This is a genomic window from Serratia sp. BW106 (assembly GCF_002607755.1).
Lineage (GTDB): Bacteria > Pseudomonadota > Gammaproteobacteria > Enterobacterales > Enterobacteriaceae > Serratia > Serratia proteamaculans.
Window position 1 is genome coordinate 763 of sequence record NZ_MCGS01000026.1, and the last position, 2,129, is coordinate 2,891.

3 protein-coding genes are annotated in these 2,129 nt (G+C 49.2%); all 3 read right to left on the reverse strand.

Annotated elements, in window-relative coordinates; all coding sequences use genetic code 11:
- Nucleotides 1–41 precede the first annotated feature (41 nt).
- A complete protein-coding gene (locus BEI65_RS17665) occupies nt 42–806 on the reverse strand; it encodes a DUF2971 domain-containing protein (protein ID WP_157765459.1) in 765 nt (254 codons plus the stop codon).
- A gap of 391 nt (nt 807–1,197) precedes the next feature.
- Nucleotides 1,198–1,413, reverse strand: coding sequence for an MbeD family mobilization/exclusion protein (locus tag BEI65_RS17670; protein WP_099064453.1), 216 nt, complete (start codon nt 1,411–1,413; stop codon nt 1,198–1,200).
- Nucleotides 1,414–1,416: 3 nt separating this feature from the next.
- Nucleotides 1,417–1,902: an MbeB family mobilization protein gene (locus BEI65_RS17675; protein WP_099064454.1), complete on the reverse strand. Its 486-nt coding sequence runs from the start codon at nt 1,900–1,902 to the stop codon at nt 1,417–1,419.
- Between the last annotated feature and the right edge of the window lie 227 nt (nt 1,903–2,129).

Sequence of the window (2,129 nt, forward strand, 5' to 3'; positions counted from 1 at the left end):
ACGGGTAAGAATTTATCTCAAGAGAATCATCTACGATCCGCTCATCCTCGGTACGGTAGTTTAGATCTATCAACTGTAATGTCGTACAGTTCAGATTCTCTTTGTGAATTAACTAGTTGAGAAAAAGCAGATAATGAAATAAATGCTAGATCCTGATTGTCGCTTGGACCCAACATTATTCCTTTAATAGCTGAAGACTTAAAACTCAGCTCAACATACGGAATTAAAATATCACCCCTTTCTCGGAAAAGAACTCCGGAATAACCTTCTAGATATATTAATGAAACAAGCCTAACTTCATCCTCATATTTAAATGCAGCATGCTTAAAGCATAGAGAGTAAGAAATAATCAAGTCTATTATTAAAGACTCAATTCCGAAATTTGAATTTTTAGCACTATAACTAATTAAGTATGGAACTATATCTTTACTTATTTTTGAGCGCGCATGGCCCACACCATCAACTTCTGAGTGGTAGTAGTAACAATGCATGAAAGCAGTTAGGTTTGGATGATTTTTTTCACTACAGAGGAGTTCGCAGTCAAACTCTATTGAGTACAAACCATAATTTCTCCACTGGCTCAGAGAGTCTCTGGACTTGCTGAAAGATGAGACAAAAATACTTCTTTCAAAAAATCCGCCACCAAGCCCATTTTCATTTAAAACAAAAAGTGCTGTTTTTATAGATTCTTTCAATTCAAAAGGGCAATCACTTGGGTATTCATCAAAATCTTCAAACGCTTTACAAAAAAAATAAATCCCTTTCTTGTACTCATCGCTATCATTCAAAAAACGATAATCAGTCATTCTTATCTTTTTATTCTCAACGATAGATCGCAATGCATATAAGTTTGTGTAGTGAAACATGTATAAACAACCCTCTTATTTACCATAACATCCCTTACCGGCACCGCCTCAGACGCCCTCAGCGCGATAGCAGGGTCAATCCGGTAAAACAGACAGTAACCCATCCCGCAAGCCGCGCATTCTGCACCTGATAAATTTCACCGGATTGCATAGCCATGCAGCAGGGTGAATGGCACCGGCTTTCGGCGCAGATACCCGCCGAAAGCCCCGTTTTATCCGGTTTGTTACAGCGACGGTCCATTGTACGTACGCTGCCGCTGCGATCGTTCCAGCTCCAGCGCTTTATGATGCTGCGCCGCCCGCTCCTGCTGCCGGTGTGCTTCAATCGCGTTCAGCCTTTCGACAACCGGCTTAGCTGCTCGCTCAAACTCTGCACCTGCCTGCTCAAGCCCGTGACGCGCTCGCTCAGCTCCGCGTTCTCCCGTTGCATAAGTCCAGACATCGTCCGCCATTCCGCGAAGGCGCTCTCCCACTCGTCCAGCCTTTTCGAGTAGTCCTGCTGTAGCTGCTCTAATGCGCTCAGCAACTGTTTTTCCAGCTCCGTCATATGCTATTTCCCCGCCAGTATCATCCAGCTCGAATCCTCTCCGAATCCGCCCGCTTCCGGGTTCACCCTCACGCAGCGGCGTCTCTGCTCTCCGCAGGTCGAGAGCTGCACGCCGCTGTTCCTCTCTGACAGCATGGCCTGCGTACTCTTCTGCTCCCGGATGGTCGTGTAGTTCTCGAGTATCTGCTGCCCCTGCCACCACAGAATGCCCGCGCTCGAGGCGATCAGCAGCACGGACACCAGGACGATGGTGAGCCACGTCTGGCTGACCATGCGCAGCATCCCTTTCGTGCGCTGGCTCACGGCTGACGACAGCTTCCGGTCGTGGTCGAGGATGGCGGCGCTGATTCTCTTCTCGCTTTCGCTCAGTTCCGCTCTGACAGACTTCTCGTGCTCGCTGAATGCGGCTTTCAGCATCTCGCCGGTAGTCTGCTGCTGCGCTTTCGATTTCTGCTCTAAGTCCTTCGCCAGCGTTAAAAGACTGTTCATAGATGGCTCCCTTCAGTCGGATGTTTCGCCCCCCGTCCGGGTCGGCAATGCTTATACTGCTTTTTGTGGTGCGCACCACCTCAAAACCCGCGCTTTCCAGCGCCTCCGTGACGTCCTGACGGGTTTTCAGCTCCCCGGACAAGGCTAAGGCCAGTAACCCCCGCGTAATCGTCTGAGCGGCTTCCTGCTTCGCTTCCGGCAACGCGGACGGCGTGACCAGCGCCCGC

What these genes read in the sequence shown, in the direction of transcription:
- BEI65_RS17665 (WP_157765459.1), bottom strand. Translation starts at nt 806, where the DNA reads ATGACTGATTATCGTTTTTTGAATGATAGCGATGAGTACAAGAAAGGG.
- BEI65_RS17670 (WP_099064453.1), bottom strand. Translation starts at nt 1,413, where the DNA reads ATGACGGAGCTGGAAAAACAGTTGCTGAGCGCATTAGAGCAGCTACAG.
- BEI65_RS17675 (WP_099064454.1), bottom strand. Translation starts at nt 1,902, where the DNA reads ATGAACAGTCTTTTAACGCTGGCGAAGGACTTAGAGCAGAAATCGAAA.